At 41.3% G+C, this 23504-nt stretch carries 25 protein-coding genes; 3 read left to right on the forward strand and 22 right to left on the reverse strand.

Annotated features, from left to right (window positions below; genetic code table 11):
* Window positions 1-5: 5 nt before the first annotated feature.
* From CYCME_RS00580 to katG, 14 genes are all read right to left on the reverse strand, one after another.
* The gene (locus tag CYCME_RS00580) at window positions 6-1523 is read right to left on the reverse strand and encodes an MFS transporter (RefSeq protein WP_041932983.1); all 1518 of its coding nucleotides are present in this window, start codon (window positions 1521-1523) and stop codon (window positions 6-8) included.
* Window positions 1524-1665: 142 nt separating this feature from the next.
* Window positions 1666-2745 carry an ACR3 family arsenite efflux transporter gene (gene arsB, locus CYCME_RS00585; RefSeq protein WP_015004928.1) on the reverse strand — a complete coding sequence of 360 codons (1080 nt, stop codon included), beginning with the start codon at window positions 2743-2745 and terminating at the stop codon, window positions 1666-1668.
* A 247-nt stretch (window positions 2746-2992) separates the two neighbouring features.
* Window positions 2993-3187 carry a DUF3147 family protein gene (locus tag CYCME_RS13125; RefSeq protein ID WP_020931813.1) on the reverse strand — a complete coding sequence of 65 codons (195 nt, stop codon included), beginning with the start codon at window positions 3185-3187 and terminating at the stop codon, window positions 2993-2995.
* Window positions 3188-3251: 64 nt separating this feature from the next.
* Window positions 3252-3692, reverse strand: coding sequence for a YqaA family protein (locus CYCME_RS00595; protein WP_015004930.1), 441 nt, complete (start codon window positions 3690-3692; stop codon window positions 3252-3254).
* A 54-nt stretch (window positions 3693-3746) separates the two neighbouring features.
* Entirely contained in the window at window positions 3747-4427 is a 681-nt protein-coding gene (locus tag CYCME_RS00600) for a hypothetical protein (protein WP_020931814.1), read from the reverse strand.
* Between the two features lie 76 nt (window positions 4428-4503).
* Entirely contained in the window at window positions 4504-5163 is a 660-nt protein-coding gene (locus CYCME_RS00605) for a YoaK family protein (protein ID WP_015004932.1), read from the reverse strand.
* 57 nt (window positions 5164-5220) lie between these two features.
* Entirely contained in the window at window positions 5221-5835 is a 615-nt protein-coding gene (locus CYCME_RS00610; protein WP_020931815.1) for a MarC family protein, read from the reverse strand.
* A gap of 169 nt (window positions 5836-6004) precedes the next feature.
* Window positions 6005-6700 (reverse strand): type 1 glutamine amidotransferase, encoded by a 696-nt coding sequence (locus CYCME_RS00615; RefSeq protein WP_020931816.1) that lies wholly within the window; start codon window positions 6698-6700, stop codon window positions 6005-6007.
* A gap of 71 nt (window positions 6701-6771) precedes the next feature.
* Complete coding sequence (locus CYCME_RS00620; protein ID WP_015004935.1) at window positions 6772-7251, reverse strand: hypothetical protein; 480 nt, start codon at window positions 7249-7251, stop codon at window positions 6772-6774.
* Between the two features lie 235 nt (window positions 7252-7486).
* Window positions 7487-8200, reverse strand: coding sequence for a ZIP family metal transporter (locus tag CYCME_RS00625; RefSeq protein WP_020931817.1), 714 nt, complete (start codon window positions 8198-8200; stop codon window positions 7487-7489).
* A 58-nt stretch (window positions 8201-8258) separates the two neighbouring features.
* Window positions 8259-8930, reverse strand: a complete 672-nt coding sequence (locus CYCME_RS00630) for a DUF2726 domain-containing protein (protein ID WP_020931818.1) — start codon at window positions 8928-8930, stop codon at window positions 8259-8261.
* Window positions 8931-9247: 317 nt separating this feature from the next.
* A complete protein-coding gene (locus tag CYCME_RS00635) occupies window positions 9248-9967 on the reverse strand; it encodes an SIMPL domain-containing protein (protein ID WP_020931819.1) in 720 nt (239 codons plus the stop codon).
* An 85-nt stretch (window positions 9968-10052) separates the two neighbouring features.
* A complete protein-coding gene (locus CYCME_RS00640) occupies window positions 10053-10340 on the reverse strand; it encodes an encapsulin-associated ferritin-like protein (protein ID WP_015004937.1) in 288 nt (95 codons plus the stop codon).
* A 77-nt stretch (window positions 10341-10417) separates the two neighbouring features.
* Window positions 10418-12574: a catalase/peroxidase HPI gene (katG, locus tag CYCME_RS00645; RefSeq protein WP_020931820.1), complete on the reverse strand. Its 2157-nt coding sequence runs from the start codon at window positions 12572-12574 to the stop codon at window positions 10418-10420.
* A 462-nt stretch (window positions 12575-13036) separates the two neighbouring features.
* Between katG and CYCME_RS00650 the strand changes: the two genes are divergently transcribed.
* Entirely contained in the window at window positions 13037-13342 is a 306-nt protein-coding gene (locus CYCME_RS00650; RefSeq protein ID WP_020931821.1) for a transposase, read from the forward strand.
* 2 nt (window positions 13343-13344) lie between these two features.
* The gene (locus tag CYCME_RS00655) at window positions 13345-14181 is read left to right on the forward strand and encodes an IS3 family transposase (RefSeq protein ID WP_041932849.1); all 837 of its coding nucleotides are present in this window, start codon (window positions 13345-13347) and stop codon (window positions 14179-14181) included.
* Window positions 14182-14384: 203 nt separating this feature from the next.
* Here CYCME_RS00655 and CYCME_RS00660 read toward each other — a convergent pair whose 3' ends face one another.
* From CYCME_RS00660 to CYCME_RS00690, 7 genes are all read right to left on the reverse strand, one after another.
* A complete protein-coding gene (locus CYCME_RS00660; RefSeq protein WP_008130145.1) occupies window positions 14385-15632 on the reverse strand; it encodes a hypothetical protein in 1248 nt (415 codons plus the stop codon).
* 128 nt (window positions 15633-15760) lie between these two features.
* Window positions 15761-16114 carry a hypothetical protein gene (locus tag CYCME_RS00665; protein ID WP_020931823.1) on the reverse strand — a complete coding sequence of 118 codons (354 nt, stop codon included), beginning with the start codon at window positions 16112-16114 and terminating at the stop codon, window positions 15761-15763.
* Between the two features lie 668 nt (window positions 16115-16782).
* Window positions 16783-17646, reverse strand: a complete 864-nt coding sequence (locus tag CYCME_RS00670) for an REP-associated tyrosine transposase (protein ID WP_020931824.1) — start codon at window positions 17644-17646, stop codon at window positions 16783-16785.
* Window positions 17631-18209, reverse strand: a complete 579-nt coding sequence (locus CYCME_RS00675; RefSeq protein WP_020931825.1) for a YqaA family protein — start codon at window positions 18207-18209, stop codon at window positions 17631-17633. Before CYCME_RS00675 ends, CYCME_RS00670 begins: the two co-directional genes overlap by 16 nt.
* 149 nt (window positions 18210-18358) lie before the next feature.
* The gene (locus tag CYCME_RS00680; RefSeq protein WP_020931826.1) at window positions 18359-19222 is read right to left on the reverse strand and encodes an REP-associated tyrosine transposase; all 864 of its coding nucleotides are present in this window, start codon (window positions 19220-19222) and stop codon (window positions 18359-18361) included.
* The gene (locus CYCME_RS00685) at window positions 19207-19587 is read right to left on the reverse strand and encodes a J domain-containing protein (RefSeq protein ID WP_020931827.1); all 381 of its coding nucleotides are present in this window, start codon (window positions 19585-19587) and stop codon (window positions 19207-19209) included. The genes CYCME_RS00680 and CYCME_RS00685 overlap by 16 nt, the downstream gene beginning before the upstream one ends.
* 114 nt (window positions 19588-19701) lie before the next feature.
* Complete coding sequence (locus CYCME_RS00690; RefSeq protein ID WP_020931828.1) at window positions 19702-21600, reverse strand: heavy metal translocating P-type ATPase; 1899 nt, start codon at window positions 21598-21600, stop codon at window positions 19702-19704.
* A 572-nt stretch (window positions 21601-22172) separates the two neighbouring features.
* Between CYCME_RS00690 and CYCME_RS00695 the strand changes: the two genes are divergently transcribed.
* Entirely contained in the window at window positions 22173-22691 is a 519-nt protein-coding gene (locus CYCME_RS00695) for a phage integrase N-terminal SAM-like domain-containing protein (protein WP_020931829.1), read from the forward strand.
* Here CYCME_RS00695 and CYCME_RS00700 read toward each other — a convergent pair.
* Entirely contained in the window at window positions 22638-23501 is an 864-nt protein-coding gene (locus tag CYCME_RS00700) for an REP-associated tyrosine transposase (RefSeq protein ID WP_020931830.1), read from the reverse strand. The two genes, CYCME_RS00695 and CYCME_RS00700, sit on opposite strands and share 54 nt — an antisense overlap.
* Window positions 23502-23504 lie beyond the last annotated feature (3 nt).

Raw genomic sequence — 23504 nt, forward strand, 5'->3', positions numbered from 1 at the left:
TGAGGTTATGCTTTTCCTGCAATTTGAATGGAAGTGGCCGGTGCTTTTTCACCAACGTGCATGGCCATAACTTGATCACGAATAGACATTTCCGAATAGGTCATTCGGTCTCGTTGACGCAAGACCTCAAACCAGGACTCAGACATATACACTTCAGAAAAAAGCTGGTGGTCATTCGCATCATGAAATATTTGCCAGAAATACGCGCCATTCCTTTTGCGAATATCCCGTAATTTTTTCATTAGAGAGAGAAACTCATCTGTTTTGTCCTGAGGAATACAGTATTGAATAGACACCAAAACGGGGCCTCTATCACCGGGAACTGAGTCTTCATCAATAGCGATGGGCCATTGAGTTGTGGGAGAGGGGTCTAAGCTATCATTTGCGATGGCAAAACGGCGGCTTAACAATAAAGTGAGTAGTAGCCCAGTGGACGCGATGAATATTGAAATGCTAGAGCCATAATGGTCAGATAAGCTCCCCCATACCAAGCTGCCAAACCCCATGCTGCCGCCAAAGGTAAGCATGACAAGAGAAATGGTGCGTGCACGTACCCAGTTAGGTACGACCATTTGAGCAGATAAAATAAAAGATGAAAAACTAGAAATCCACGCGCAACCCAAAGCAACTAAGGTTAAGCCTAAGGTATACAAATTAGGTTTATAAGCGAGCAGTACTAAGGGTAAAGATAAAATGACGGTGGATAATGAAATAATTTGGTTACGTGTGAGTAAACGATGAAACCGCGGTAATAAGAACGCACCCAAAATTGTTCCCAAGCCCACGACAGCCATTGAAATACCGAAACTTTGAGCGCCCATGTTCATTTCACGAATAACAATAATGGGTAATAAAGCCCAAGAAACACTGGCGAAAAAGAAAAACATCGCACTACGGAATAATACGATACGTAATGAACGGACATTTCGTGTGTAGCGTAAACCAGCTTTAAAAGCACCCATAAATCGTTCAACGGGCAAGGCAGACTGATTATCTGGTTTTTTGGGTTTCCAAATAGCTAAGGCCACAATTAAGCCGGTAAACGAAACTGCGTTAAAGATAAAAACCCCAGTTGGGCCAGATTGAAAAATAATAAAGCCACCAATGGCCGGACCAATGGCGCGGGTAACATTGGTACTTAAGGTGTTTAAAGTAATCGCGTTTGGCAACTGTGCTCTGGGCGCAAAATCGGGCACGCTGGCTGCCCAAGCGGGCCTCATCATCGCATTGCCAGCACCTAAGGCAAAAGTAAATAGCAACAAACTTAAGGGCGTAACGGCATCAAAATAAGTACTGATCGCAAGGCCGCTTGCTGTTAGAAACAGCGCGATATGTAGGCCCAGCAACATTCGACGGTGGTCAATTAAGTCAGCCAACGTGCCGGATGGGTAGGCTAAAAATAAAAATGGTAGGGTGATGGCCGTTTGGATTAAAGCGATATAAAGGTCGGATGTTGGCATGGAAGCCATCAGCCAGGTGGTGCCAATTTCTGTCATCCAGGTGCCAACATTTGAGATGGTCATAGCGATCCACATCATCCTGAAAACAGGCGATTTAAAAGGAGTCGTTAACGAAGATGAGTTCAATGATTAGTTTGAGGCAAGTTTTATTAATAGGCGATTATAACAGGTGTTACTTATCATCTTGTTATTCGGTTATTACCGTTTAACGTTGAAATAAATAAGACGTTCTTTTGCATAAGGCAACTAACATTAACATTAAAGGCACTTCAATTAAAACACCCACAACAGTGGCTAAGGCTGCTCCAGATGAAAGACCAAACAGTATAACTGCGGTAGCAATCGCCACTTCAAAGTGGTTAGAGGCACCAATCAGTGATACCGGTGCCGCATCTTGATAAGAGAGTTTAAACAATCGAGACAAGACAAAATAACCTAATGTAAATATGAATACCGTCTGTACTAATAAGGGGATGGCTATCCATAAAATAGTTAAAGGGTTTGAAACAATAACCTTGCCTTTGAATGAAAACAGCAAAACAAGGGTCATTAACAACGCTAAGATGCTCACCGGTGTCAGCCAATGTAAAAACTTTTCATTAAACCAATCCATGCCCTTATGTTTGATGATTAATTGCCTTGAAAAATAACCACTGATCAATGGCAAGGCGACATAGATAGAAACAGAAAAAAGCATCGTTTCCCAAGGGACTGGCATTGCGTTTACATTCAGTAGTACCGTGCCTAATGGCCCATAAAGGAAAAGCATCATGAGTGAATTGATAGCGACCATCACTAATGTTAAGCCGCCGTTTCCTTTGGCTAAGTGGCTCCACATTAAAACCATGGCAGTACATGGTGCAATCCCCAGTAAAATCGTCCCAGCGATATAACTTCGCCATAACTCCACCTCCTCACCATTTACGAGGACTTCTGTACCCGGTAAAAAATCTCTAAATAAGTAGCCTAAAAAGAAATAGGAAATGGCAAACATCGTGAACGGTTTAATAGCCCAGTTTATAAATAGGGTTAATAAAACGGGTTTTGGTGTTTTTGCAGACTTAAGCACCTGAGCAAAATCTATTTTAACCATGATGGGGTACATCATAAAAAACAAGCACACAGCAATGGGGATGGAGACTTGGTAAATAGAAAAGTCATTAAGTACAGTTGCAACGCCTGGCGCAGCTTTACCTAAGAATATGCCACCGCCAATGCAAAGAGCGACCCAGAGACTTAAATAACGTTCAAAAATGGATAGTTTTTTCTCTGTTACATCAGTCACAGTTATCTCCTGATTCATATCGTGAGTCTAATGGCGAGCTAAATGGTGAGGAGTTCGCACGCCGAGCCTAGCTAACAACCCTTATGGTCATTTATAACTTAACGCCATAATGGTTTAGAGCCACCATCATAAGCCAATAACTGCCAATTGTAAGCGCAATAGAAAGGCTAAGGCTGGTGTAAAAATGTAAGCCATACCTTAACAAAAAGGGGAGGGTTATAAATAAAACAAAAGATGGCAAAATAAGCTAAAAAACACTGCTTGATAATGCGCTGACCTTATCCACATCTTTTGTGTCAATGTATAGCCAAATCATTGCTAGTACCGAAATGAGAGGCATAGATGCCAGTAAAGCGCCCATTAAAGAGCTTCGCTTTGCTAGCTCTGAGACAGCTACAATAAGAACTGTTGTGATAACAATTTTTGTTATGTAGTAGATCACTTAAGGTACCTTTATTTTGCCTTTATAACACTTGATTGAATCGATGGTTAAGCATTGTATCAGCTCAATTTACTTGTAATAACATATAACTAACGGCGATATAACGCAGGAGTTTACCTGCCGTAACCAATATAAGAAACCAGAGTAAGTGAACCCTTAAAACACCGGCAATAACGGTTAACGGGTCGCCAATGATTGGAACCCAGGCAAAACATAAGGAAAACAAACCGTATTTAGTAAAACGCTGTTCTGCTCGAATAAAATCAGCTTCCGACATTCGTAACCATTTTTTTATTACAAGCAAGCTAGCCCAGTAGCCTAGGGCATAGTTTGTCAGTGATCCGAGCACATTGCCTATTGTCGCAGTGATAACTAGCGTAGTGGGTGATAAACCGCTTAGTAATAAAGCATTTAAAACAATTTCTGAGCTTAACGGTAAAACTGTGGCGGCTAAAAATGCAGCAATGAAAAGGCCAAGATGTCCGAGTTCTGAAAAATAGTCCATGAGGCTTAACGGTCGAGTTAAGTGACCGCTTTAGTCATGGTAAAGGTTTCTTTGTTAGACATGTTTAACTACCAACATTTCGCTAGCGCCTTTTTGAAACTCATACGGCACGGCACTAAGAGAAACCTCAAAACCAGATTCTTTTAAAGCAGTCATTACTGGTTTTAAATGTGGTGAAACTTGATTATCGCCTAATGAAAGTAATGGATAAACCCGAACCTCGGTGGCTATACGACAAAGCTCTTTCATCGATAGAAGGTGCTGCGCTCGATCGACATGCCCACTGTATAAAAATAAATAATGCGAACATAAGGCCAGCTCAAACGCATGATCTTTAAAAGGCAACATGGGTAGTGCAGAATTTACATAACGGCCGGATTTTTTACCGTGCTCATAGTCGTTTAAGAATATTTGCATGGCACCCATTCTAGTTTTACCCATGGCTTCAACGTTTGCGATGTCTTTCCACACATAATCAATTGTATTGTTGGCAACCTGCTCCATAACCTGCGGGTAAACCGTATTAATTCTTGAGCGTATTTGCTCGGCAGTAAATTGATAGATAGGGTCTATAGACACAACCTGATCATTGGTGCGTGATAATTCGGCATTAAAGCTGGCTGGGCCATCTCCACAGCCAACAATGCTTTTTTTAAGATCAGATTCTGATAACGAAAACATGCCCCTGTATTCGCTTAACGACCTTCCCCATGGGATGACTTCAGAAAGCTGCATTATGATTCCTTTTTTGTATCGAATTTATTTTCGCAGGGTTTGCGTGTAGCAAGAAATAGACAGGTGGTTATTAATATTAATGGTGTTGTTTAGAATATAAACGATAAACCAAAGAAATTAACAGGCAGATACTCGCTGGAAACAATAATGCCATGAAATGGTATTTTAAGAATAGTAATGAGCCTAAGGTACCACCCAATATAAAGCCAATAATGATCGTTAAAAAAAGTTTTGCTTTACGTTTATCCAGTTCGTTACCTTTAACAAGCTCTCCAAGCATGATGCCTAAATCGGTGAAAATTCCTGTTAGGTGGGTGGTTCTAATGATCGCTCCACTATAGGTTGTTGCCAATGCATTTTGTAAACCGCAAGCCATCGAAGCAAAAAAATGGCCATAAAATGAGCCTTTAGTTAGCAGCAATAGGGTTACTAGTAACAAGGCAGACTCTAAAAATAATGCAGTATCGTAATGCTTTCCAAGCTTTAGCGTTGAACCATGTAATAAAAATCCAGCTATCGACGAGCCAAATAGAAATGACAATAAAATACCCAGTAAATGAAGGGTATGTTGAAAGGGCAATGTTAAAAAGCCGGTACCTAATAAGGTAGCGGTGCCTGACAAGTGCGAGACTGATTGATGCTCAAAACTAAGTAATCCGACTGCATTAACAAAGCCTGCTACTAGTGCCAGAATGAAGGCACCAACTTCAACCCATTTTGGTAACGTTGAAATCAATCCTCAAAGTCCTGTGTAGTTAGTGGCTCAAACAATGGCATAAGGCGAGCGAAACTGTCATGACATTGTCTGTACCCAATTTGCGACTCCGATGGCCTCCATAATAAACTCAACCGATAAAGCGGCTAATATCATGCCCATGATTCGTGTTAAAAGAGAGGCGCCGCCGTGGCCAATTATTCTGATGATCCTGCCTGAAAAAAGAAGTAGAAGCAGCGTAATCACCAAAACAACAAGCACCGTTGCTGTAGTCATCATTTGTTCTTGAACGGTGTATATATTATTGTCAGTTATTAGGATAACCGCCAGAATTGCCCCAGGTGAGGCGGTGGCAGGAATCGCCAGCGGAAACACAGATATGTCGTGCATAGGCTCACCTGTTTTTTCGAGCGTGTTATTTGAAAAAACCATCTGTAAACCAAATAAAAATAGAATGACCCCGCCAGAAACCTGAAATGAAATAAGGCTAATTCCCATTGCGCTAAGTAAGACTTGGCCGACCAAAATGGCGCCGACTAAAATTAGCACGGTATAGACAATGGTTTTGTAGGCCGTTTTTATCCGCTCCTTGCTAGAAAGTTTTGCGGTTAGCGCAGCAAAAAGCGCCATTGTGCCTATAGGGTCGATTGTCGCCCAAATAATTAAAAAGTCGTGCAGTAATTTATCTATCATTTGTACTCGGTTTAATTGTCATCATATTTTAAATAGCCCTCGTATCTTTTTGTTTGAGTTGATGTGCTTGAAAGCAATGAATTTAACATGGAAGCACTAGGCGTACTAAATGCAATTTTAGTGGAAATCAAACGGCATAGTGGTGCGGTTAAGTTAAAGCATACAATGGTTAAGCATGGTTTGTGTGTAAATAGTTAAGCACACAGCCCATTAAGCGGTTGATTGAAAGAAACCGTTCTTCAGGTGCGGATAAAATTGTATCCTCCGTTTGAATGTATTTAGCTTCTACAAGCTCATCACCACAGTTATCGACAAGAGCTTGTGCAGATTGAAGCGTAGTTTCTAGGTGAAATTGCAAACCGATGGTCTTAGTGCCAATTTGAAAAGCTTGGTTTTCGCAAGCTTCACTTTTTGCAATGTGAATGGCACCTTTAGGTAGCGTAAAGGTTTCGCCATGCCAGTGAAATGCATTAATGTCATCGGGAAATTGGAAAACGGTGCTTAGCTTTGGTTGTATGGCCTTTACTGGAAACCACCCAATTTCTTTTTCTGGCTGTGGATAAACTTTGGCGCCCATGGCGCTGGCAATAAGTTGTGCGCCTAAACAGATACCAAGAACAGGAAGGTCTGATTTAACGGCTTTTTGTATAAATTTTTGTTCCGCTTCTAACCAAGGGTATTGTTGATGGTCATTTACACTCATTGGCCCGCCCATCACAATAAGAAAGTCAATATCTGTTAAGTCGGGTAATGCCTCAGAATTATAAAGCTGTGTGCTGGATATGTTGTAACCCGCCTGTTGAAGCCAAGGCGCAATACTGCCCAAACGCTCAAATGGAACGTGCTGTAAGTAATGTGCTCGCATGGTGTTCCTTACCTTTTTATGCCAAGGTCTTTAAATAAGGGTGAAAAAAACACGGCGAAGGGGCGTTGAGCTTATCCATCTGCATGAACAGGTGATGTTCCATTATTTTTGCGAGTTAAGTGTAAGAAAACACCCAGCGAAGCGAGTAATAAAGCGGTGCTTGTAATAATCGCTACGGGGTAATATAAATTACCAGCCAGTTCTAACTGGCTATATTTAATCACCATAATCAACGCCTCTAAAGACAGCGCAATACAAACCGTTCCAATAAATCTTGGAATGGTTCTACGTAAACTTTCAACAGCATCTTCATGTTCTTCTTCGCCGGAATACTCTTTATTAATGACCAAGGCGAGTTCAAAAACAGCTAAAGCGATAATCCCTGTATTAACTCCGCTCAAAAATATTTGCATAATATCTTTGCCTGCAAGAATGCCTTGAATAATTGTTTGCGCGAGCGAAAAAATGATAGCTAAAGCCATCCCAAAAAATATAAAAGTAAAGAGTTTTGCAACAAGAAAACGCATGATATGGCTGATGTCTTTTTTCATTTAAAACTTCCTATGACATTTAACGACCGCGCTTAGTGACTGTGCTATGTTGCTTGGTCAGATTAATTTATTGGTGAGTTGGCCCCCATTTATACCGCAGTGTAGTTACTATTTAAATATGTGTTAGCATTTTAATAATGCTTATATTGCTTTAAATCGAATGGTCAGATTGTGCAAAAAGGCTCCGTTTAGATAAACACAGCAAGGTGCGATTTTTACAGAGTAGCTTCATGGTTTATGTCGTTATTATTAAGCCTAACATACCAAACATAAAGCCCAAAACGGCTCCCATGGGTGGTGCCCAATGTTTTTCTAAAGTCACTTGTGGCGCCAAGTCTTGAAATATTGAATAAAGAATGCCCCCAGAGGCGAAAAGCATAATACCAGCGATAATAACTATTTCGTCAGACAACCAAAGATAACCGCTCACTCCAGCAATCGGGCCAAGCAAGGCCATCACAGCAAAGGTAATGATAATTTTATAAGGCTTATAAATAGCTGTGGCGTTTAATTCGCGATAGGCATTAAAGCCTTCTGGCATATTTTGTAAAGCGATTAAGCCAGCCAGTAACAGGGCGTTGCTACTGCCCGTTGCAAAGGCTGCTCCTAATGCTATGGATTCAGGAATAAAATCAGACAGCATAGCGGCTAATTGACTTGCTGAAGTGTTGGTTTTTTTAAGATAAATATCAAGAAATAAAAAACTGAAGCCACCCATTAGCAAGCAAAGGCAGGCAGACAATGGGGACAGTATCTCTATACTTTCGGGGACTAAAACAAAAGCAACTGCGGATAATAATGCGCCTGCTCCAAAAGCGATCACACTGTGCCTTAGCTCTTCTTCTAACCATTTGTTTGCAATTTTTTCAAAGCAGGCAATAGCAGCGCCCAAGGCCATCGCTAGCCCAGCGAATAAAGTTGAGGTAATAACCGTTAGTAAAGAGTCCATTAACTAAGAAATGGCTTGAAAGGTACGAAGAATTCCAGCATCCATTTCAAATGGACTGCTAAGCATTGAGAGTCTCTACATGTTTACATTTGGGGTATGAACTGCAGCCCCAAAATTGTTTCCCAGCATGGGTTCCTTTTTTTGTAGTACGCATGACAAGTACCGACGAGCATTTAGGGCAAGTTTTCTCCTTTACTGTCTCAGTAGTCATACTGACTTGAACGTCATTTTTGCATATCTTTAGGTAAGGAGCTAATAAATCATTAACCTCAGCAATAACATACCCAGCCTTGGCAGGCACTTGAATGAGTGGAACAGAGGAAGCCTCACATGCTCCCCTTAGAAATTCGTCGCGTTGTTGTCTATTTTTTGAAAGGTGAGAGCTGTCGTCTAGTTCTATAGCACATAGGACTGATAAGTCATCGTTTTTACATAGCAAAAAATCAAAATGCTTAGCAGATATTTTATTAAACGCTTTTTGCCACTCACTTCTTGAAAGCCCTTTATTGGGTTTAATAACATCAGCAACCCTGACCTTACCAAGCACTATTGCGCTGTCGCCTTTTATCTGTTCTAGCACACCATAAAAAGATCGCTCTGCTGGCGTAAACAAAGCGTCCAATTTTTGATAAGGGTAATTGGCTGAATTAGATTTCTTATCTTTCGGCAGTTTAGAAAAAAAGACTACTGCAACTGCCAATAATATTATTGCTAAGATGCCCCAACTCATAATTATCCTTTTTAATTTATAGTGTTTAAATAACGTGCTTAGTTTTCCTTAACTGAGTTTGGAAGATGCAAAGTACGTTGTCGCTAATTCCCTGCGTAAGTAATACCTACATGGTGAATTTCCAAGATTGCATCACCAAGGAAAATAAACTAAGCGATACCTTTTTTGTTTATATGTATTGGTCTATGGGCTTGTAATGTACCATTTCAATTAATATTTGTATTAACCTGATTGCTCTCAGCTAGCTGAGCATTATTGATTGAGGGAAGTTTAGTTTATCGAAGCCTGGTATCATCAATTGATATGTCTTAATTTCATTAATCTGAAAGGTAATAGGCAACGGTAGAAACCACTCGAACTTTTTTAATATGTGGGTTGTTTTTATCTCTAGCATTAATACTAAATTGCCCTTGAGATGCAGATTTAATTGTTCCTAACGTACTTTTAGAGTCGGCTGCAAATTTCTCTGCAACTTCACGGGCCTTCCTTGTTGCCTCTTCAATCATGTCGGGCTTTATTTGATTTAAACGAGTAAAAATATACTCAGTTTGAGAATGATAATTGCCAGCAGTAAATACAATTCCTTGCTTGCCTAAACTAGACATCTTACCCATAACATCGCGTACCACGCTAATATTTTTGGAGTAAACAGTGACAGTTTGGGAGGCTGTATATCTGAACTCAGCTCTTGCCTGGTTGCCATATCGTTGGGCGGACTTATCTGTAATTGCCGGTGAAGAATATGAAATCTCATTGGCGTTAATTCCGGCGCTTTCTAGAAATGCTTTTATCTTTTCGGTGCTTGCATCTATGGATTCATACATCTGTTCGAGGTTATTACTTGCGGAACTAAATTGGATAGGCCAGATTACGATATCTGCACTGTATTCTCTCTCCGATAGTCCTTTTACAGTAACGGTTCGTTCATATTCCTTAAACTTAATGGCCGCATCACCAAGAAGGGATCCAAGAGAGGAAAGAGCAATAATCAGACAAACCCCAAGAATCAAGGCGCTACTTTTATTTGACACGGTCATAAATCTCTCCTGTACGTATAATGCCTTAAATAACAGACGGCGCATTTTTGCGCCGTCCAAGTTAAATCATCTAGTTAGGCGTTGCCTATTTATGCGCGATGGGTTTGTCGGTAAATAAGTAATCTTTTAGCTCTTTATCCATTCTTGGGTCTTTTCTTCTAATCCATTCAAGAACCATGGCAGCATGCTCTTTCTCTTCATCTCGATTGTGAGCAAGAATGGCTTTTAACTCTTCATCTTTGCATGCATCAACTCGTTGGTTATACCAATCTACCGCCTCAAGTTCTTCCATAAGGGAGGTGATGGCTCTATGCATATCTCTTGTTTCATCTGTAATTTCACTAATAGGTTCGTGATAGCCTTCATTTGACATATTTTTAATCCTTTTTTATTTCCATAGTTTATACGGCTCCCCGTTAAGGGGTTTAACGGGGAGCCGCAATATAAATATCACGCTAGGTCGAAGCGATCTGCATTCATTACTTTAACCCAGGCCTTGATGAAATCAGCAACAAACTTTTTCTGGTTATCATCTTGCGCATACACCTCAGCGTAGGCACGCAGGATTGAGTTAGAACCAAACACCAAATCAACGCGTGTTGCTGTCCACTTTACCTCGCCAGACTTTCGTTCCTGTATTTCATACAGGTTTTTACCCGCTGGTTTCCAGGTATAACGCATATCCGTTAAATTCACGAAAAAGTCGTTACTAAGGGCGCCGACGCGGTCTGTAAACACACCATGTTGGCTATTGCCGTAGTTGGTGCCCATCACGCGCATGCCGCCTAATAGCACGGTCATTTCTGGTGCGGTAAGCCCCATCAATTGAGTGCGATCGAGCATCAATTCCTCAGCGGAAACAGCATAATCTTGTTTCAACCAATTACGATAACCGTCATGAATAGGTTCAAGGTCGGCAAATGAATCGGCGTCAGTCATCTCATCGGTTGCGTCTCCTCTGCCTGGCGTAAAAGGAACAGAAGCCTCTACACCGGCGGCACTGGCAGCCTGTTCAACACCCACATTACCCGCCAATACGATTAGGTCAGCAATACTCGCACCGGTTTCGCTAGCAATTGGCTCAAGCACAGACAGTACTTTATTAAGCCGCTGTGGCTCGTTGCCTTCCCAGTTTTTTTGTGAAGCAAGGCAAATCCGCGCACCATTGGCACCGCCACGTTTGTCCGATTGGCGGAAAGTACGCGCACTGTCCCATGCTGTTGCCACCATTTCGCTGATACTTAGGCCGCTATCTGAAATTTTTGCTTTAACAGCCTCAACATCGTAGTTGCTGTTACCAACAGGAACAGGGTCTTGCCAAATTAAGTCTTCTTGTGGCACTTCAGGGCCGATATAGCGTGCTTTTGGCCCCATGTCACGGTGTGTTAGCTTAAACCAAGCACGAGCAAAGACCTCGGAAAAGTAAGCAGGGTCGTTGTAGAAGCGCTCAGATATTTTGCGATACTCAGGGTCCATTTTCATGGCCATATCGGCATCGGTCATAATAGGGTTTAGTCGAATAGAGGGGTCTTCAACATCAACAGGTTTATCTGCTTCGTCAATGTCAATCGGTTCCCATTGCCATGCACCGGCTGGGCTTTTTTTCAATTCCCAGTCGTATTTTAGAAGCAATGAAAAGTAACCGTTGTCCCACTCAGTTGGCTTGGTTGTCCACGCACCTTCAATACCACTTGTGACCGTGTCACGCCCAATACCGCGTGTTGTTTTGTTGTTCCAGCCTAAACCTTGCTCGTCTACATCAGCGGCTTCAGGTTCCGCGCCCAACAAGGCTGCATCACCGTTCCCATGGGTTTTACCAACGGTGTGACCACCGGCTGTTAAGGCAACTGTTTCCTCGTCATTCATTGCCATCCGCTCAAAAGTAACACGTACATCGTGTGCAGTTTTTAACGGGTCAGGTTTGCCATCGACACCTTCAGGGTTAACATAGATTAAGCCCATCATAACTGCGGCTAATGGGTTTTCTAAATCTCGCTCACCTGAATATCGGCTATTTTCGTTGTCACTAGGAGCAAGCCACTCTTTTTCTGACCCCCAATAGGTATCTTTTTCTGGGTGCCAGATATCTTCACGGCCAAAGGCGAAACCAAAGGTTTTTAGGCCCATCGATTCATAAGCAATAGTGCCAGCGTAAGTGATTAAATCAGCCCAGCTTAATTTGTTACCGTATTTCTTTTTGATGGGCCAAAGCAGACGCCGCGCTTTATCTAAATTAACATTATCTGGCCACGAGTTGATCGGTGCAAAACGTTGATTACCGGTGCCAGAACCACCACGACCGTCAGCTATTCTATATGTACCAGCTGCATGCCATGACATGCGGATCATCAATCCACCATAATGCCCCCAGTCGGCCGGCCACCACTCTTGGCTATCGGTCATTAACGCTAGCATGTCTTGTTTAAGTGCAGCGAAGTCAAGAGTTTTTACTTCGTGAGCATAATCGAAACTCTCATCTAACGGGTTTGTTTTGCTGTCATGTTGATGCAATATGTCCAGATTAAGGGCATTAGGCCACCATTTCATATTTGATGTGCTGACCTCTGTTGCACCACCGTGGATGACGGGACATTTATTTTCTGACATAAAGTACTCCTCAAGTTATTGGTTAGTCGTTACCACCTTAGGAGGTGGCGTGAACAAGCATCTAATAAATCCATCTATATGTATAGTCGATTGATTATATGATCACGATAGCTTTTATCTATTTTCAGCATTAATTAAATAGATTCCTGCATAACCCAATGTCTTGCATAAGCTTTAATTTACAAGATACGGTTTTCTCCCCCTTCGTTTTACAAGAATTTTCAGTCATATATCTACCAGCATAGGCCTTTAATTATTTTTTCAACAGTAAAGATACTATGTTTTTTGTCATCCTGTGCGCGTTTAGTCATAATTTTGCAGGGTAATAACACAAGGGCGTTATTGTTTTTAGCCGATTGTTATATTTATTTTTTCTTTCGTAGGTCTTTTACTAAATTGTAATGGTCTAATTATTCAAAACACATTATTGGAGGTATGCTATACCAAACCAATGAGGTAATAATGAGTAAGAAGTTTACAAACGATCTAAAGCTTGAATGCGTTGAGCTAGTCACTGTTAAAGGGTATTCAACTAAACAAGTCGCCCAAGACATGAATGTTGGCTATTCCAGTTTACAAAAATGGGTACGCCAGTATCGCAAAGAACAATTAGGTATTACCCCTAAAACATCTGCGTTAACCCCAGACCAAATCCGTATCCAAGAGCTAGAGAAAAAACTTAGACAAGCAGAAAGTGACAATGCCCTGTTAAAAAAGGCGTCAGCCTTCTTCGCTATGGAAATGACCAACGGCAACAAGTCGCGTTAAAGCTGAAGAAGGCTGGGTTTACCGTTCGGGATATATGCCGGTGTTTTAGTTTAAGCCGCAGTGTCTTTTATGCCAGAGCAAAAATGAAACCAATCCGGCCACAACAGGTACGTTTAGAGGCGGCTGTAAAACATGTTCATCAAGAAATGGATGCAACCTATGGCAGCAGAAGAATGATGATTGAATTGCAGGATTTAGGGTTCAACGTGGGTCGTTATAAAGTCAGAAGTTTGATGCGAAAACATAAGCTCATCGCCAAACGCCCGCGATTACATCGATATCCAAACGGTGGCCGGCCATCTGTGATTGCGCCTAACCACCTAAACCGTCAATTTAATCCTGAGCAACTTAACACTCACTGGTCAGGTGATATCACTTACATCCGCACAGGCCAGGGCTGGTTGTATCTCGCGGTGATTGTTGATTTATGCTCCCGTAAGATAGTCAGCTGGGCGTTTTCTGACAAACCTAACTCAGAGCTAACTGTAAGAGCACTCCGCTTGGCAGTAAACAAACGACAACCTAACACTGGCGTGATATTTCACTCAGACCAAGGTGCTCAATACACCAGTGAAACATTTCAATGCTGCTTACGAGAACTAGGGCTGCAATCAAGCATGAGCCGAGCAGGCAATTGTTTAGATAATGCAGTAACAGAACGGTTCTTTAGAAGCTTAAAGTCAGAGCGCGTAAATTACCGTCGTTACCAAACTCGTCATCAAGCACAAGCCGATATCATTGATTACATAGAGCCATTTTATAATCAGAAACGAAGACACTATAAGCTGGGCAACATCTCACCAGTACAATATGAGATGCAATTAATGCAATGCGCCTAATAATGTGTCCATGAATACTTGACCATTACAAGTTTTTCGACTTTCATTAATTATTCCTAGTTTGCTTTGCTGATTGCAAGGCCACGATTTTAATAGCTAACGCCCTCATCAGCCGCTGACGAAAGTGGCGCGACTTTTTGCGTTTTTTGCAAAATTCGCGACACTTTTGGCAGTCTGCTGGATGAGTTTGTTATGTAATAATTTCAATTTACCACCTTTGATATTTTTTTGAGAATATCTTTATCTTCTCCAAACTTGCAAATTGCATCACAATCTTTTCTTAAATCACTGAATAGTATGTAATGAATTTCAATGTCACTATTTTTAATCGATGGCCTCTGTAGCTGCAATATTACTTCTTTCTCCCGCTTGTCAGGAATGATAAGGTACAAAGATGGTAGGTTATTTGGAAATGAATAATAAAGATCAGTTAATCTTAATATCCCAGAATAGATGGATGTACTTTTTTCCACTTCAAAAGCACAAGTGATTTTATTTGAATCCTTTTCAAACCAAATTGCATCAATAAGTGTTATTGTTTTATAAGTGTCTTTATCAACGTCTATTTCTGGAAACTTATCTACGCAGATAAAAGACAAGCTATTACCATTATGACATCTTGATTTGTCGTTTGCTGCGGCAATAACATCATAACCAATTGAATTTCCGATAGTGAGAATGCGATGTTGCATTTCAGTGTGGAGATCTTCTTCCTCCATTTCACTTACAACTTCTTTGTGCCGTTTTTTTATTTTCTTTTCTATTTTTGTTCGTTCTTCATCAGAAAGATGATCGTCACTTATCAGTAATTTCTTTTCGCCAACATCAAATAAAAGCCCTGCAAAAGCACCCAAGTCATTCGATAACTCAGACTTTAGTTCATCATTTTTCTCTATTATAATTTCTCTCATCCTGAGATAATCTGACCACGACCCGAGCTTTACTTTATCTTTGAAGAGCGTATTGAATCCATTAACAATAGCAGTATTGCATGGAGGTATGATAGTGGGATGTAAAAAATAAAGAATACTTGCAACTGCTGGACCTAATCCTTTAATTTTCCGTTGATCTAATAAGATTATTTCCTTAATTATTTGTTCTTCTTTTGTGGCATTTATGCATTTTTCCAAGAATTGGCCAAATGCAACTTTATTTTCCTCATTTTCATAAATATCAGGTATTCGTAATTTTGGCTTCCAGTAAAAGGGATGCGATGCTCCTTTAAATACTTGCTTTTGTTCCGTGATACAGTTTAAAACAAATTCTAAAGATGAACCTTTAAAATCATTCCCAAAACTTCCATTTTTAATATCCTGTATTACATCAAATACACCCCTACGGATAGTTCTAAATGCTTTTAGTCGTTCGTCATTATTTACGAACCAGCTATTATAAACCGTCTCCTCATCACTTTTATAACCATCAATTATTGATTTTAAATCTTGACTCATATCCCCACTCTTAATTATTTGTATATTTACATAACGCTTTTATAAACGGCGCGCGTGTCTTTGCGCGTCCAACGGAGGCCACGTGTTTTTGTGGCCGTAGTGATGTTTGATAAACTGGTTATACGTTCTCATTTTCGGTTCCTGAACTTGCCTACAAGAAATACTATATTGTCGTAGGAGTTTGCCAGTGCCATCGACAGTTGAACTGAAAAAACACCATATAAACCCGCAACACCTGCTAAATATATAGCGCCTAATTTAAGGCCATATGCCAGCACCAAAAATACGCCTGCTAATAAACAAACAACCAATGCATAAATATTAGGCTTGTGTTTAATTCGCCAAACGGTAAGAGGCCCAAATACAACACAGGCAATTAACGAAACTAACATGCCAGTTGATTGCTCTAGATTGGCAGCAAACCAAAGGATAAGACCTAGTGAGATTCCCAATACTGCTGATTGTTTTAACTCTGTATCCATTAGCCTATTTACGTATAACGCCTTATATAAGGTGCGCGGCTTTATCGCGTCGCCTTGATATTTTTGTTATATGAGTTTCTAACACATAAGGAGGGTAAAACAACTATTTTTAAAAAATAAAAGGCGGAAGCGGCTATTACCTTCACTTGCGAGCTGAACTAGGGTGTCTCACTATAAGGTGAGGTCTGAGCAAAGCAAGGCTTAACCTATAATAGCCTGCCTTATTTCTAAGTACAAAAGAAACCACATATTACGGTAATAACCTGTGGTGTATCGTCCTCATTAGGCCATTAGCATAAATTGGATAGATACTTTGGCATTGCTTCCTTTTATTCCCATTTGGTTAAGCGTCAACGATTACCGTCGTTGAGCGAAGAAGGGAAATTCAAAAGTTTGGTCAAAGCGACCTCATTTGGTTTACGTGGGAAAATTGGATTATTTTTACATATAACTAGTTATTAAGGGGAATAAAAATTCCCTGTAATTCTTTTACTTATAAGGAATATAATTCCCTGTAATGCGATAATCAAGAAAAAACAGGAGGTAATTTACGTTATGTCCAATTTCAATAGTCCTTCAGAGAATAAGTCAATTTTTCGACCACAATCCAAACGTTTAATGGATCAGGTTCGAGAAGTTCTTCGGTATCATCATCAAAGGAAACGGGGTCAGGTCTTGCAATCACGCATCTCCGCTTTTTTAATGGCTCGACTAACCGTTGAATAATGCACATTAAACTCATCAGCAATGTCTTTCATTAAATAATCACCACTGACATATGCACTAACTATTCCCTCGTCACGTGAGGAATGATTTTTCATATACCAGTTTAAAGGTTTAGCTTGCGCCCTACGCTGTACTCTTGGAACTTCTCTAAGGTCACCTTCACCAGCAATGTCTTCAATTCGTGTTAGCGCCTTATCAACAAATGCCTCGTCACCTAAAAAGACTTGTCGCTTCAAAGCAGCCCATATTGGCGACAGGCCAACGCCCTCACGGACAAAGTTTTCATAATTAATGACGGCAGTTTTTCTAGAATGACCAAAATGGTTTAATATCCAGTCCGTTTCCAACCAATCTGAACTAGAAACAACACCGATCATCGCCTGATAACTACTCCATTTCCAGTCCGACAAATCTGTTACCATTCCCGCTCTAATTGGGTTTAGTACAACATAACGTGATAATTCAAGTAAGTAAGCATCTTTTTGAACAAGAATAGCCTTAAATCGCCCCTGAAAAACATGACCAACACGCCCATGTCTTCGATTAGACTTTTGGGTAAATACTCCATTCAGTTGGCGCATCCCTTGTGACAAATTCCCCTCAATTGTTTCAATAACAATATGGTAGTGGTTATCCATCAAACACCATGCATGGCATCGCCAATTAAACCGATGACAAACCTGAGAAAAAACCTCTAACCAAATCAACCTATCTTCATCGTCAACGAAAATATCTTCAAGTCGATCACCACGAGAGGTCACATGATAAAGCGCACCCGCATATTCAATTCTTATTGGTCTAGCCATAAGCAGACTCTATCAACACAAATGCATGATTGCAAGACCTGACCCCCCCCCTCCTTTATAAGCGCTTCAGCTTTATCCCCCGCATAATAAACAACGGCGGCTAAACCAACATATCGTAACGATCTGGCTATTACTGTGGCTAGTAAAAATAAAGCCAGGGAATATTGCATCGCTCCTGCAGCGAGCATGGCCACTTGAAACGGAATAGGGGCAACACCAAGGGACATAACAAACCAAAAACCCTGGGTTTGCATATGTTGTTTTACATTATCGAATTGCTGCTGGTTAAAAAAGGTATCAATAATCCATTGTCCGGCTATATCAAAAAGGTAGTAGCCTAGTGCGTAGCCAAAACAGGCTCCAATAACACAGCCAATAGTAGCCATCAGTGCAATTTTCCACAGCGAATCTCGTCTGGCCTGCATCAATGGCGCCATAACAGCTTCAAGAGGGATAGGCACAATCGTCGATTCTAAAAACGAGGCAAACGTAATGCTTTTAAGCATGTGTTTTGAATCGACTAACTTCTGAGTTTTCTGTTCAACTTTTTTACTAAAAGGCATGTAGTCCTTTATGCGATTGTATGGAGACCCTTGGGCCTTTATTAACAAAAAGGCCAAACTCTGTATAACAATAACACTCTAAATTAAAAGCTCACATCGAAGGAAACGGGGTCAGGTCTTGCAATCACGCATCTCCAAAGGAAACGGGGTCAGGTCTTGCAATCACGCATCTCCGCTTTTTTAATGGCTCGACTAACCGTTGAATAATGCACATTAAACTCATCAGCAATGTCTTTCATTAAATAATCACCACTGACATATGCACTAACTATTCCCTCGTCACGTGAGGAATGATTTTTCATATACCAGTTTAAAGGTTTAGCTTGCGCCCTACGCTGTACTCTTGGAACTTCTCTAAGGTCACCTTCTCCAGCAATGTCTTCAATTCGTGTTAGCGCCTTATCAACAAATGCATCGTCACCTAAAAAAACTTGTCGCTTCAAAGCAGCCCATATTGGCGACAGGCCAACGCCCTCACGGACAAAGTTTTCATAATTAATGACGGCAGTTTTTCTAGAATGACCAAAATGGTTTAATATCCAGTCCGTTTCCAACCAATCTGAACTAGAAACAGCACCGATCATCGCCGGATAACTACTCCATTTCCAGTCCGACAAATCTGTTACCATTCCCGCTCTAATTGGGTTTAGTACAACATAACGTGATAATTCAAGTAAGTAAGCATCTTTTTGAACAAGAATAGCCTTAAATCGCCCCTGAAAAACATGACCAACACGCCCATGTCTTCGATTAGACTTTTGGGTAAATACTCCATTCAGTTGGCGCATCCCTTGTGACAAATTCCCCTCAATTGTTTCAATAACAATATGGTAGTGGTTATCCATCAAACACCATGCATGGCATCGCCAATTAAACCGATGACAAACCTGAGAAAAAACCTCTAACCAAATCAACCTATCTTCATCGTCAACGAAAATATCTTCACGTCGATCACCACGAGAGGTCACATGATAAAGTGCACCCGCATATTCAATTCTTATTGGTCTAGCCATAAACAGACCCTATCAACACAAATGCATGATTGCAAGACCTGACCCTTTGTTCCATAGAAGTTGACCTCGCCAGATACAGGAGGCGGAAATTCAACTTCACGCCGAGGACGTTGAGACTTACCCCCGTATGTTTCTGGTGATTCCTGCTCTAGAATCCAGGCATCATGCCTACGCCTTGCTTCGGGATCAGATAAAACAGCATATGACTCGTTGATAATTTTCATCACCCGCTGAGACTCGGTCGAATTCCCATTCCTGTCAGGGTGATGCTTTTGCGAAAGGGTTTTATAGGCAGCACGAATTACCTCAGGCGGAGCATTCCTTGCCACCTTCAAATTATCGTAATGTGTTCGAACATTCTTCATACTTCTTAGAGCCTAACGCCTTGCATCACCGGCAGTAAAAAGCAGAGCGACGAAGGAGCGGAGCTTTTTACTGTCCGAGTGCATGCGATTGTTAGATTATATCTTATTGTAACGCTATGACCTGTTAAAACGCCCGGCTCTTAATCCGTTAGCAACAGCCATTAACTCACTGGCTTCATGCACCAGAACAGCCACCGCAATAGTAATAAAGCCACCGACGCCAGCCGGAATTAAAATAGCCAGAACAATTATCGAAAAGAGTATGTTTTGTTTACTGACATATCTCGCCTTTTGACCAATTTGCATGGCTTCTTCAATCTTACTCAGGTCATCAGCCATCAACGCTATATCTGCCGCTTCAATAGCGGCATCGCTGCCGGCGGCACCCATTGCCATACCGCAGGTTGCTGTCGCCAGGGCAGGCGCATCATTAACGCCATCACCCACCATCAGGGTAGAGCCATCTTTCATTAAGTCTTGAACGGCTGCTACTTTATCTTCAGGTTTCAGTCCGGCACGGACATCATCAATACCGAGTTCACTGGCAATTCGATGTGCAGTTCGCTGATTGTCCCCGGTCAGCATAACAGTGCGTATCCCCAGAGTATGTAGTCGCTTTATAACTTCAATCGCGTTTTCACGAATGGTATCCTGAATAGCAATAATTCCCGTAATCTGCTGATTATTCCCTAACAGAACTACTGTTTTGCCTTCAGACTGAAGTTTGTCAATAGTAACTTCATGTTCGCCGAGTTCTATCCCCATGGTCAAAAATAATTTCGGGTTACCCAGATACCAGGTGTCGCTATCAATCGTTCCTTTTACACCAGAACCGAATATCGCTTCAGTATCGTGAGCGCTGGCAATTTCCATCTGTTGTTGTTTCGCATATTTAACAATGGCCAGGGCCAGGGGATGACTGGAATATTGTTCCAGACCAGAAGCGAGACCGATTATTGTATCTTCGCTGCCTTGCAAGGCAATCACATCGGTCACATTCGGTTTACCATGTGTCAGGGTACCCGTTTTATCCATGGCAATGGTTTTTATGGTGCCCAGATGCTCGAGATGTGCACCACCTTTAATCAAAATACCACGCCTGGCCGAACCGCTGATGCCGGATGCCATGGCAATAGGCAGGGAAATCACCAAAGCACAAGGAGCCGCTGTCACTAGAAGAATGACCGCTTTCTCAATCCAGTATGCAGCGTCAAGTTGAATAAAAAGAGGTGCCAAAACCATCGTAATGCTGATCAGTAAAATAGCCGGACTATAGCGATGACCAAAACGCTCCATCCATGCTTGTGCGCGACCCTTTTGTTCCTGTGCATTCTCCACAAGATCAATGATACGAGACAATGTATTGTCTGCAAAAGTGCTGGTTGCTTTAACGGTTATGGTAGCCTGACCATTAATAGTTGCAGGAAAGACCTTGTCCCCCGGTTTTTTATTCACGGGAATCGATTCGCCGGTAACCAGCGCCTCATCCAGACTTGTTGCTCCTTTGAGGATGATGCCATCGGTAGGAACAGACTCACCAGGTAAAACGACAAACTCATCATCCTTATTCATCTCTTCTGCGGGAATAAGGTGTTCTTTGCCATCACGAATGACTCTTGCCTGTTTGGGGGCAAGATCCAGAAGTGAGCGAATAGCGTTTCGAGTTCGATTGAATGTGTATTCTTCAATACCTTCTGCAATACCATAAAGAACAACCAGTGCCGCAGCCTCATCCCACATACCAAGATACATTGCACCAATGGTGGCCCCTATCATTAATATCGGGATGCCAATCTCATATTCCGAGATAACTTCTTCTATACCCTCTTTTGCCCAGATGTAACCACCGAATCCAATCGTAATGAGATAAACCCACATTGATATATCTTCACCAATGACTTCTATATATTCGAGAATAAAAGCCAGTAGTGCAAAGCAGCCTGCAATCAGAGGATTGCGTAGCGGAGGATAGTTTAACCAGGAGTTTGTCGGTGTTTCATTTAATGCTGACATAAAAATCCTATTAATCTAACGCCTTGCTCAACGGCGTAGTATATTTGGCGGTTTTTATGCGGCTCTTTGCATAAAAAGTGACAAATATACGGAGTCCGTTGCAGCTTCTTGTTAGGGGTTTAATTCACTTCGGACTTTGATACGTCTCTCCGGAGTTGCTCATTCCCCTAGTGCTTTTTTATTCATTTACTTCAGGGGGTGATGGCTGCTCCCGAAGTACCTTATTTGTAACGCGCTTAGAATTTTATTCAGTCCCTTCGCTTTTCATATAAGACGAAGCGAAGAATGCTAAATTAACGGTACAGTTTTTAATACCTGTTGCCCCACAACCTAAGCGATGAATTTACCCGCTATCACAGCGCTTAACTTTTGCTTTTAACGCGGGATAACCCTTGCAGTTTTGCTTCACTGCGGCGTACTCTTTTTGACGCTTAGGCTACCGTAGCCATATGCCTTTATGACCCCTAACTAGTTATTAAGGGGAATAAAAATTCCCTGTAATTCTTTTACTTATAAGGAATATAATTCCCTGTAATGCGATAATCAAGAAAAAACAGGAGGTAATTTACGTTATGTCCAATTTCAATAGTCCTTCAGAGAATAAGTCAATTTTTCGACCACAATCCAAACGTTTAATGGATCAGGTTCGAGAAGTTCTTCGGTATCATCATTATGCCTTGCGTACTGAAGAGTCGTATATCAAATGGATCTTAGCTTTTATCCGTTTTAATAATAAAAGGCACCCTAACGAATTGGGTAAGGCTGACATTGAGGCATTTTTGTCAGATATGGCACTGAATAAGAACTATTCGGCCTCTTCTCAGAATCTTGCAATGAATGCGATTGTTTTTTTGTATAAAAAGGTTCTTGATATGCCTGTGGCGGAGAATATTTCGGCGGCACGATCCAAAAAACCAGTGCGAATTCCTGTTGTTTTGAGTAAAGGTGAGGTGGTTGAGCTTTTAAAACATATGCGGGGAGTGAGGGGTTTGATGGCTCGTTTAATGTATGGCGGCGGCTTAAGTAAGGAAACGGGGTCAGGTCTTGCAATCACGCATCTCCGCTTTTTTAATGGCTCGACTAACCGTTGAATAATGCACATTAAACTCATCAGCAATGTCTTTCATTAAATAATCACCACTGACATATGCACTAACGATTCCCTCGTCACGTGAGGAATAATTTTTCATATACCAGTTTAAAGGTTTAGCTTGCGCCCTACGCTGTACTCTTGGAACTTCTCTAAGGTCACCTTCTCCAGCAATGTCTTCAATTCGTGTTAGCGCCTTATCAACAAATGCCTCATCACCTAAAAAAACTTGTCGCTTCAAAGCAGCCCATATTGGCGACAGGCCAACGCCCTCACGGACAAAGTTTCCATAATTATTGGTGGCAGTTTTTCTAGAATGACCAAAATGGTTTAATATCCAGTCCGTTTCCAACCAATCTGAACTAGAAACAACACCGATCATCGCCTGATAACTACTCCATTTCCAGTCCGACAAATCTGTTACCATTCCTGCTCTAATTGGGTTTAGTACAACATAACGTGATAATTCAAGTAAGTAAGCATCTTTTTGAACAAGAATAGCCTTAAATCGCCCCTGAAAAACATGACCAACACGCCCATGTCTTCGATTAGACTTTTGGGTAAATACTCCATTCAGTTGGCGCATCCCTTGTGACAAATTCCCCTCAATTGTTTCAATAACAATATGGTAGTGGTTATCCATCAAACACCATGCATGGCATCGCCAATTAAACCGATGACAAACCTGAGAAAAAACCTCTAACCAAATCAACCTATCTTCATCGTCAACGAAAATATCTTCACGTCGATCACCACGAGAGGTCACATGATAAAGTGCACCCGCATATTCAATTCTTATTGGTCTAGCCATAAA

The sequence above is a fragment of the Cycloclasticus zancles 78-ME genome (assembly GCF_000442595.1).
Classification (GTDB): Bacteria; Pseudomonadota; Gammaproteobacteria; order Methylococcales; family Cycloclasticaceae; genus Cycloclasticus; species Cycloclasticus pugetii.

What these genes read in the sequence shown, in the direction of transcription:
- CYCME_RS00615 (WP_020931816.1), bottom strand. Translation starts at nt 6,700, where the DNA reads ATGCGAGCACATTACTTACAGCACGTTCCATTTGAGCGTTTGGGCAGT.
- CYCME_RS00610 (WP_020931815.1), bottom strand. Translation starts at nt 5,835, where the DNA reads ATGATAGATAAATTACTGCACGACTTTTTAATTATTTGGGCGACAATC.
- CYCME_RS00685 (WP_020931827.1), bottom strand. Translation starts at nt 19,587, where the DNA reads ATGAAGAATGTTCGAACACATTACGATAATTTGAAGGTGGCAAGGAAT.
- CYCME_RS00580 (WP_041932983.1), bottom strand. Translation starts at nt 1,523, where the DNA reads ATGACCATCTCAAATGTTGGCACCTGGATGACAGAAATTGGCACCACC.
- CYCME_RS00595 (WP_015004930.1), bottom strand. Translation starts at nt 3,692, where the DNA reads ATGGACTATTTTTCAGAACTCGGACATCTTGGCCTTTTCATTGCTGCA.
- CYCME_RS00675 (WP_020931825.1), bottom strand. Translation starts at nt 18,209, where the DNA reads ATGCCTTTTAGTAAAAAAGTTGAACAGAAAACTCAGAAGTTAGTCGAT.
- CYCME_RS00665 (WP_020931823.1), bottom strand. Translation starts at nt 16,114, where the DNA reads ATGGATACAGAGTTAAAACAATCAGCAGTATTGGGAATCTCACTAGGT.
- CYCME_RS00660 (WP_008130145.1), bottom strand. Translation starts at nt 15,632, where the DNA reads ATGAGTCAAGATTTAAAATCAATAATTGATGGTTATAAAAGTGATGAG.
- CYCME_RS00620 (WP_015004935.1), bottom strand. Translation starts at nt 7,251, where the DNA reads ATGAAAAAAGACATCAGCCATATCATGCGTTTTCTTGTTGCAAAACTC.
- CYCME_RS00670 (WP_020931824.1), bottom strand. Translation starts at nt 17,646, where the DNA reads ATGGCTAGACCAATAAGAATTGAATATGCGGGTGCGCTTTATCATGTG.
- CYCME_RS00700 (WP_020931830.1), bottom strand. Translation starts at nt 23,501, where the DNA reads ATGGCTAGACCAATAAGAATTGAATATGCGGGTGCACTTTATCATGTG.
- CYCME_RS00640 (WP_015004937.1), bottom strand. Translation starts at nt 10,340, where the DNA reads ATGTCAAATGAAGGCTATCACGAACCTATTAGTGAAATTACAGATGAA.
- CYCME_RS00635 (WP_020931819.1), bottom strand. Translation starts at nt 9,967, where the DNA reads ATGACCGTGTCAAATAAAAGTAGCGCCTTGATTCTTGGGGTTTGTCTG.
- CYCME_RS00680 (WP_020931826.1), bottom strand. Translation starts at nt 19,222, where the DNA reads ATGGCTAGACCAATAAGAATTGAATATGCGGGTGCACTTTATCATGTG.
- CYCME_RS00690 (WP_020931828.1), bottom strand. Translation starts at nt 21,600, where the DNA reads ATGTCAGCATTAAATGAAACACCGACAAACTCCTGGTTAAACTATCCT.
- CYCME_RS00650 (WP_020931821.1), top strand. Translation starts at nt 13,037, where the DNA reads ATGAGTAAGAAGTTTACAAACGATCTAAAGCTTGAATGCGTTGAGCTA.
- CYCME_RS00630 (WP_020931818.1), bottom strand. Translation starts at nt 8,930, where the DNA reads ATGAGTTGGGGCATCTTAGCAATAATATTATTGGCAGTTGCAGTAGTC.
- katG (WP_020931820.1), bottom strand. Translation starts at nt 12,574, where the DNA reads ATGTCAGAAAATAAATGTCCCGTCATCCACGGTGGTGCAACAGAGGTC.
- CYCME_RS00600 (WP_020931814.1), bottom strand. Translation starts at nt 4,427, where the DNA reads ATGCAGCTTTCTGAAGTCATCCCATGGGGAAGGTCGTTAAGCGAATAC.
- CYCME_RS00695 (WP_020931829.1), top strand. Translation starts at nt 22,173, where the DNA reads ATGTCCAATTTCAATAGTCCTTCAGAGAATAAGTCAATTTTTCGACCA.
- CYCME_RS00625 (WP_020931817.1), bottom strand. Translation starts at nt 8,200, where the DNA reads ATGGACTCTTTACTAACGGTTATTACCTCAACTTTATTCGCTGGGCTA.